Raw genomic sequence first — 8896 nt, forward strand, 5'->3', positions numbered from 1 at the left:
ATGTACTTTGTCCTATACTAGTACTCATAGGTAGGGCCTCTCCTCTCAGTTGGTTTAGCGGTTAACTAGAGGGTACCCTACCTCTTTTTTTGATTCAACGCCTTTACACAAACTATCGTACATCATCTTATCTAGTTGGCTTAATAGTAATGGCTGCGTCAATAATAATTGAATTCTTACAATTTCTTTTTGGGGTAGGTATACCTAATATAGACGATATATTGCTAAATACAGCAGGTGGAGTAATTGGTTATGGTGGATATAAGTTAATAACATTTTCAAAAGCTCCAGCTAACCACAAACAATCTCCCGGCTATACTTTAGGATGAACACGATGTAGTTTCTTACTGTTGTCACTCATTGGTAAGATCTCCTTTCGTTACGGCCAAGCTCTATCTTTAACGATTTGAGATTTTTTCCATCACAAGATACTCTTGAAGTTTTATTTTTCATGTGCAGAGAACATGCTATCAAACTCATATTAATCAAACACAAAAACAGGTAACCATCAAAAAGAATGGTCACCTGTTTTTTATGTTTAGACCTATTTCGTCTTTTAAAAACGTTTAGAAGCTTTGTGCTACTTTTTTCACTTCTTCTAGCCCTTTGTTGATAATTTCTTCCGCTTGATCAGGAACCGCATTATGGCCTTCGATCACAACAGTGACTGGATCTTGAACGCCAAAGAACCCTACCATTGTTTTCATGTAATTTAAAGACATTTCAAGTTGTGCAGCAGGTCCTTCTGAATAGTAACCGCCACGTGCATTTAGCAAGGCTACCTTTTTATCACCCATGAGGCCAACTGGGCCTTCTGCTGTATAATTGAACGTGACTCCCGCACGGGCAAGGTAGTCCATGTACGTATGAAGAGCGGCAGGAATCGTAAAGTTCCATAACGGGAAGGCGAATACTACTTTGTCTGCCTCTACAAACTGCGTTAAATAGCGATCCGCGACTTTGCGCGCCTCTTCTTCCTCAGCTGTTAACTCCAACTGCTGGCCTGCCTTAAAGATCCCGGCTAACATCGTAGAATCCAAGTATGGAAGCTGTTCGTTATAAATATCAAGCTCGATCACTTCGTCATTAGGATTCGCTTCTTTGTATGTGTCAACAAACGTTTGATACATTTTCACACTTACAGACTCATCAACAGAGCGAGGATTACCTTTTACAAATAATACCTTAGACATTAAAAATTTCCTCCTATTCCTTTTAAACTACTTTTTATCGTTTTGTGTTTAATAAGTTTACTTTTAAAAGTATAGTTACATCTTATTTGTTTGTCAATTAAAAAACGTCAAAAAGACAAAAAGGGACTTTTGATCTAATCGAAAGAGGGAGAAAAAAGAAAGGTTTTGTCGAAGAGCCAAAAAGAATGTCCAACAGAATAAAAAAACGTAGCAACTGGAGGGATGAAGGAATCACGATGAACTTGTGAGCCGATCATGACTGGTTGTAGAGCGAACTTGGGAAATCGCCCCGTGTTTCGGTAGACAAAAAAGAAAAGCCTTGGCACAGACAGAGCGCCAAGGACGATTTATTAAAAGAGGGGGAAAGGGAGAGGGGACTTATGCAAACGGTTCATGGTTACTGTAAGGAGGAGTAAATGTCTGTCGGTTGAATGGATTGTGCTTTGTTTTGCTTATTTTTTCGGTTTGTCTCTTTACGCACGAGCTCATACACAGAGGCACCAACGATTTCACCAGCTTCTTGAAGCCGCTCCACACTGATGTTTTCAACTGTATCAAACGGTGTATGATACCAAGGCTCAAGAGCACCTGTCCCAGGTTCACGACGGATGAAATTAGCCGATTCGATCCCCACTTCATGGAAGGCGACATGGTCAGATGACCCGCCTTGATTTAATAAAAGAGGTTCATGCCCTAGTCGTTCTGCCACTTTTGAGCTTATTTGCCACACAATGTTCGGTGAGCCGTCTGTTACGTTGACAAAAAGCTTAGAAGCAGGCTCCCAGCTTGTCCCGACCATATCCATGTTAAAGTTAGCAACACTACGCTCAATCTCATCACTAGACAGCTGAGCGACATAATAGCGGGCACCGACTAGACCAATTTCCTCTGCGCCAAATCCGATAAAGCGTAGCTCCTTATCGAGGGGATAGCTTTTTAACACACGTGCTAGTTCAAGCATCACACCTGTTCCTGACGCATTATCGTTTGCCCCAGGTGCTAAAGGCACACTGTCATAATGTGCAGTGACGTACACGATTTCAGGATTTTTGATCTTTTTGTGTGGCTTTCTCACGGCGATGACATTCTGTGAGGTCTGATTGGTCAGCGCTTGAAGCTCTAACGTTACTTCCTCTTGCTCTAACAAATAGGCGCCACTTTCCTTGCTCGTACCAACGACAGGAACAGAAATTGTCGACCCGCCTAAGCTTGGGGTGAGAGGGACTAAGCTCTCCACATTGTTGTAGATAATGACAGCGACCGCCCCTGCGTCTACCGCATTTTGAGCTTTTTCAGCAAACGTAAACCCACCACGAGAAATGAGGGCCACCTTCCCCTCTGCCTCCTCAGTGAAGTCTTCTGGATATCCTAGTCCCGCATCATAAAGTGGAGCTGTGAGTCCACCTTCAGGCGTTGGTGAAGAACCCGTAGATGGGCGGATTGGAATGTCTTCCCCGTTCACCGTTAATGAGCCGAAGAGGCGATCCGGAATGGAGAAGGTTTGGACATCTACATCATATCCGAGCTGCGAAAACTCGGCTTGTAAATAAGCAGCCCCTTCCTTTTCTTCTTGACTACCGGCTACCCTTGGTCCGATCGTTTCACTCAAATGATAAATATGGTCATAGGCGTTGTCAGCATTAAACCGTTTCACGATCTTTTGATCAAATGGCGCATGATTCTTTTCAGCTGCCATCACAGTTTTAGCCGTTGAAAATGGAGAAGCCGCCCCTGGAATAAACACACTCCCCGCCACGATAACTGCTGACATTGCAGCAACAAGTATCTGTTTTCTCATCGTCATAACCCTCCTATTAATCTCGCATATGTATATACGAGAAATTCCATAGACCGATGAGCAAACCCTTTCATATGGTGTAAAATGATCCTAATTTACTGTAAAATGATAATTTTTGTTAATAGATAATTCATGATAAAACCCCCTTTGGCCGTTCTGCACCGAAAGGGGGTTATCTCCTACAATTTGAATCGATTGATTTCTTCTTGAAGACCAGCTGCTAGGTTGCTAAGTTGTTCGGCCGAATAGGCGATTTCCTCCATGGAAGACAACTGTTCCTCTGTACTTGCCGCAACAGTTTGCGAGTGATCGGCATTTTGCATCGAGGCTTGCTCCATGTTTTGAATCGAGTCGCTTAACTCGATTGTGTTTCGAGCAATTTGTTGTGTTGCTGTGGAAACGTCCAGCATTTGCTCATTCACCGCAGCAATGGACGCAGTAATTTTTGCAAAGGTAGCTCCAGCGTCGCCAACAACTTTTGTTCCTTTTTCCACTTCAACTTGGCCTTTGTCCATTTCTTGAATCGCTTTCTCCGTATCTTGCTGAATCGTGGCTAACATTTTGCTAATTTGGTTAGCCGACCGTCCCGACTCTTCCGCAAGCTTCCTTACTTCGTCGGCGACAACTGCAAATCCCTTTCCATGCTCACCAGCACGGGCCGCTTCGATTGCTGCATTTAATGCAAGAAGGTTTGTTTGCTCAGCAATGGAGTGAATTAATTCTAGAATGGAGCCGATCTCTGATGAGCGTTCCCCTAGTTGTTTAATAAAGGTTGCCGACTGTTGAACCGAGTGCTGGGCCGTATCCATTTGCTCTATCGCTCGTTCAATCGATCGCTCACCATCTTCCGCATGGGAGGCGGCCTCATCGGCTTTTATACTAACGTCAGCCGTGGCGAACGTTATCCGCTCGACACCTGCGCTCATTTCTTTTGCAGCGATCACGCTTGCTTTCGCCCGATCAACCGTATCCATCGATTGCTCCGATACATCCTGAATTGTAGTCGCCACTTGATTCGTTACGGTCACGGATTCTTGCGAGCTCGCTGACAGTTCTTGAGCGGTTGCCGTTACTTGATCGGACATTTCTTTCGTTTTACCGATGAGAGATCGTAAATGACTTTTCATCTCATCAAATGCTTTTGCCAATTGGCCAATCTCATCTTTGCTTTTCACATTAATATCCTCACCAGATAAATCCCCTTTGGCAATTTGACTTACTTGGCCTAAAAGGGAATGGATCGGTTTGGTGATAATTCTAGCAATCATGAGGGCGACCATCACGCTTCCAAGCATTGTCACAAGGGTGGCGACAATCACTGAACGCTGTAACTCGAGCCCTAAATTTTGGGCTTCCTTTAATTGACTCCCCATCGTCTCTCGCTCTTGACTCGCTGTATCTTGCAAATATGTAATTAACGACATGGCCATTGGCGTTCCTTGGGAGCTCATGATCCGACTTGCCTGGCTAATTTCTCCATCTACATAAGAAGGGAAGACCTCATCTACAATAAGTGCCGACCAGTTTTCGTTTATTTTCAAATATTCATCTAGTACGGGATCCTCAGAAAGAGTGGCTAACTGCTCTTCGATCTCTTGACTTGCTTCAGTCAATTCTTCAAATGTACGAGCATAGTTTTGATTCCCTGTTAGCAAGTAACCTTGCGCCAAAGATAACCTTTCCTGAACATTAGATACCAATTCTCCTTTGACTACGACTAAAGGGAATCGCTCCTCTGTAACCCGTTCAATATTTTGAGTTGTTTTTTGAATATTAAAATAACTATATGCAGAATACACGATGAAAAGGAGGACAACGATCGAAAAACCGAGCAGGACCTTGCCACGAATACTTTTCATGATTGACACCTCTTCTCCCAGCCTTGAACGCTATTATATGTTAGCACCCTGAAACATGGCATCGTTTTCATTTTGATCCATTTCATAGAGCTGCTATTATTATAGCATTTGCAGAAGAATAGGACAATCGTCCAATATCAAAAATCCTTTTTTCTCTTCATCCTAACAGCATTTATAAGACTTTTTAAGGATAACTCCTCAGTTGATGCTACTTGCCAGTGGGCTTTTTTCATTGCTAAATGGGTTCCTACTCCTACAGCGAACATTTCGGTTTGCAAAATACCGGTTAGGCCTGCTTCCCCGTCTTCAATTGCGACACAACGATTGGATGACACACCTAGTAATTGGGCTGCCGTTAAAAAGATCTCCGGGTCAGGCTTCCCTCTCCTTACCTTTTGAACATCGACGATCACATCGAACGCATCGATCAATTGCAACCTACTTAATACTCGAGGGGCGTTCGTACTTGCCGACGCAAGTGCGATTGAAACTTTTTTTTCTTTCAATTCACGAATGAATGAGTAAATGCCTGGGAGAGCGTCGGCTGGTGTTAACTCGGCTATTAAGCGCTGATACTGTTCATTTCGCAACTCTGACAGCTGTTTCACCTGCTCGTCGCTGACCTCCTCACCTGTCAAATCACAAATGGCACGAACGGTTTTCTCACGGCTTAGCCCTTGAAGCGATTGATTCATTTCTTCTGAGAACGTAACGCTCAATTTTTTTGCAATATGTTGATTGGCTTCATAGTGCAATCCGACGGTATCCGCAATTACCCCATCCATATCAAAAATAACAGCTTCAAAAGGACAATCCATTAACTACACTCCCCATGAAAAAACTGCTGACTCAGCAGCAGTGCTTTTCTTTATTATACCAAGTCCCCTGTTATTCTCATAGGTAAAGTACCGGTGATTGCCGAGCCTCTGCCGACTTATGCTTTTTCTTCTATAAAGTAAAAAAACGCCCACTTCCAAACAGAAAGTAGGGCGTACTTATTAATCACTAACCGGAACGAGCGGCTTCAGCTTCTTCGGCTTTGTTGAACATCCTCCGAGTTGTTTTTCTCCTTTCGTGTCAGACTGTGTCACCTCAAAGGGACGCATGCGAAGCAACGGTGCCGTACAGCTCTCCTTTGCTGCAAACAGGCTATTAGCTAACAGCCGATAACTGTGCTGCGGATGGGCTCGAAACGTCAAATCATTCGCAAACAAAACGTAATCAGTTTCGTTCATCTCAATGGAAGCTGCAATCACTTGTCCTCGCGCTTTTTCATGCTCTGGCCACCATCCAGAGATCAAAAAGTCATCGCGATCAGCCACAGTCGTTAAGATTGTAGCCTTATCGGGAAGCTCAGCGATCCACGAACCTGTTGTGACATATAAAGCTTCTTCCTTTTCATAGCCCGCTGTGTAACGATTTTTTCCATGACTGCTTCCAGTAGTCCTTCATGATTCAATTCCGTGCTCCCTGTAGCAAAACCTTTCAGGACGTTCGCTTCTTCAATCGCTTGCAAGGAGCGGCCCCCAATCCCTACATACATTTTTCCACTCGCTTCTTTGCGATTAAAGTTCCCCAGATCATCTACGATCACATCCGCCTCATCTGTAGAGACGATAGGAAACCCGAGCTGTTCGATTACGTACCTAGTTTGTGCAGAGCCGACGACCGCTACTTTCGGCTGTGAAAGGCGCTTCACGTGTACAGAGGACTTGTTGTGTAGCGGAGTCGCATCTACGTGTGTGTTTTTGAGCGGAGCTTGTAAATCTCTTGACCTAACGATAAAGTCACCCTCTTCAACTGTTCTATGCGATTTTGCTGCGACATAGACAGGTTTACCCGCCTTTAGCAATTGATTCACGAGTTGGATGGCTTCGTTGTTAGAATTGGCGACAACGTAATAGCTGTTTTTCCCATGTACAGCTAGTGAAGTCCATTCTACCTCTTGGACAGGCTCCGCTTCACCTTTAAAAGCATCTTTTTGCCTTACCTCAACCACATCAAATCCCCGTAGTGCTGGGAAGTTTACAACCACCGAATCATACATGGCGGTCCAGTCCGAAAGATCCGCTCCAGAGTAGAGCATCGCGTTAACAAATCCCCGCTTTGCTTGCGCCATCGGTATAACGTACGTTCCTTGCTCATACGTCACACCATTGACTGCAACTGGACTGGTTGTTTGCTCTACTTGAATGCCATTTCGAAGAAAATACTCAACCATTCGCTTCGCTTCCAACTCGTTTTTTTGAGCAGCTCCGATTGGCAATACATAATAATCAGGAAAGAATGAATCATGTGCACCCCGTTGACGTCCAATCACGTCACCCTCTTGATTAACAAACCACTCATCCACACTTCGATGATCCTCACCGCGGACCCCTCGGGCAAAAAGCTCGAGCTGATGTTGAAAGAGGGCATCTTTATTTGTTAGAACATAGTCGATGGCACCATAACTTAAACCGACCATGGCACGGTAAGAATTTTGACTTAACGTTGGCACCTCCACTGTATGTGCGATCGCACCGTGAAGCATAGCGAACATGGCCGTATACGCTGGGCTCATATCATCCCAGCCATTCTCCCAATCGAGCAGGGGAATGAAATAGGAATCTAGCGTAGAGCTTCCAATTCCTGCCCTGCCCATTGCATGCGCTTGACCGATCATTGAATCCACGAGCAAATCGTATTCAAAGTTCGGATTATGAGGGGGTGTCGCTGGCTCAATAAGGAATCCTTCCACATACCCGTGTAGGTCAATGAATGACAGCGGCGTCCATTTTCCGATATGTTCATTGACTTGAATCGTTTCGGGCTGCGTCTGGTAGGCATTGTCACGATTTAGATCAAAACCATTTGCATTTTCCCTCGTGTTAGCCACCCGTCCATCAGGATTATGGGTAAAATGAAACAGGAAAATAACATGGTTTAACGCGTCCTCCACATCAAAAGTGACCTCTTTTCTGTGACCATCTTCATCCTCGGTATGAAACGTGACTTGATCCTCCAACGCTAACGTTCGAAAAACCTCCATCTGAGCGTCAATTCCTTCTACTTCATCAGGATGTATGTTATTAAACCAGATCGGTACTTGATAGTCTTCAAGTGTCCCATCCTCTAATGTTTCTAGTAAACGTTCCGGTTGTTCGAGCGCTGTAGGAAGCGTCTCATTCAAATAGCGATGAACAGCCTCTTCATCCTTGGCAAGAACGACAAAATGAAGATCCCTTCCTTCCACAGACTTCCCGAGAGACTGATACTCCAAATAGCGATCCTCCGGTGCATCTTGAAGTACTTCATCGATGGCCGGTTTGATCTCCTCATAGGTGAGAAACTCGTCATATACTTTGAGTGACATGCTTTGGGAAAGCGAAAATCCCGACGAAGGATGTGTCACAGCAAGATCATACTCACCCATTAATTCAGGATAACGAACGCGGATCGTTCGTGGCGACAAATCATCGGTTCCGAACGGCAAACTGAAATAGAGCGTGGCATGCACATCGTTTGTTTTCCGATCGATCGTAGGTTCTTTCGTAAACGTAATAAAAGAGTCTCCAGAAAAATCTCTTGATTCCCCATCCCAACTCTTCCAATCTTCTAATGCCTTGCCACCAAACGTCCAAACAAAATCATCCAACTCGAGATGATCAGGTATCGAAAATGAAACCTTCACCTCTCGTTCCTCCGTAAGCGAGAGTAGCGTCCGGTCTACCTGAAGTTCCTGCTCTTGGTCAGCGACCTCTGTCTGCTGCTTCGCTTCGGTCACATACGTTACCTGTGGCAACGCGATGAAAAATAAGATCAATAGGAGCCAAAGCGTCCATCGATGAGTTCTCATGTTTTCCTCCCTGACAGTTTTTGAGCTTTATAGATACACTTTAGCATAATTCGACCTGTCCCTCACAGTGAGGAATGAATGAAGATTGTGTCAACCTTTTGTGGGAGGAATATTTTCCATTCTCATAGGTGTAAGCGAATTCAGAATGTTAGGGTTCTCCTCTGTTAAGAATCTTAGGGCTTTTAAAAGCCTTTCAAGTCTTTCAGTG

General features: G+C 44.4%; 7 protein-coding genes. 1 reads left to right on the plus strand and 6 read right to left on the minus strand.

The genetic code is table 11. From position 1 onward, the window contains the following. Positions 1-89 precede the first annotated feature (89 nt). Positions 90-329, plus strand: coding sequence for a VanZ family protein (locus tag E2L07_RS21790; RefSeq protein ID WP_420897822.1), 240 nt, complete (start codon positions 90-92; stop codon positions 327-329). Between the two features lie 237 nt (positions 330-566). Here E2L07_RS21790 and E2L07_RS19435 read toward each other — a convergent pair whose 3' ends face one another. From E2L07_RS19435 to E2L07_RS19460, 6 genes are all read right to left on the minus strand, one after another. Beyond that, entirely contained in the window at positions 567-1193 is a 627-nt protein-coding gene (locus tag E2L07_RS19435; protein WP_010899985.1) for an FMN-dependent NADH-azoreductase, read from the minus strand. Positions 1194-1590: 397 nt separating this feature from the next. Further along, complete coding sequence (locus tag E2L07_RS19440) at positions 1591-2991, minus strand: M28 family peptidase (RefSeq protein WP_010899986.1); 1401 nt, start codon at positions 2989-2991, stop codon at positions 1591-1593. A 179-nt stretch (positions 2992-3170) separates the two neighbouring features. Then, positions 3171-4850, minus strand: coding sequence for a methyl-accepting chemotaxis protein (locus E2L07_RS19445; protein ID WP_053430020.1), 1680 nt, complete (start codon positions 4848-4850; stop codon positions 3171-3173). Positions 4851-4987: 137 nt separating this feature from the next. Further along, entirely contained in the window at positions 4988-5668 is a 681-nt protein-coding gene (pgmB, locus tag E2L07_RS19450; RefSeq protein WP_134230412.1) for a beta-phosphoglucomutase, read from the minus strand. Between the two features lie 180 nt (positions 5669-5848). Continuing rightward, positions 5849-6151, minus strand: a complete 303-nt coding sequence (locus tag E2L07_RS19455; protein ID WP_134230413.1) for a hypothetical protein — start codon at positions 6149-6151, stop codon at positions 5849-5851. 26 nt (positions 6152-6177) lie between these two features. Beyond that, positions 6178-8688 (minus strand): M14 family metallopeptidase, encoded by a 2511-nt coding sequence (locus E2L07_RS19460; RefSeq protein ID WP_134230414.1) that lies wholly within the window; start codon positions 8686-8688, stop codon positions 6178-6180. Positions 8689-8896 lie beyond the last annotated feature (208 nt).

It is taken from the genome of Halalkalibacterium halodurans, from assembly GCF_004376175.1.
Classification (GTDB): Bacteria; Bacillota; Bacilli; order Bacillales; family Bacillaceae_D; genus Halalkalibacterium; species Halalkalibacterium halodurans.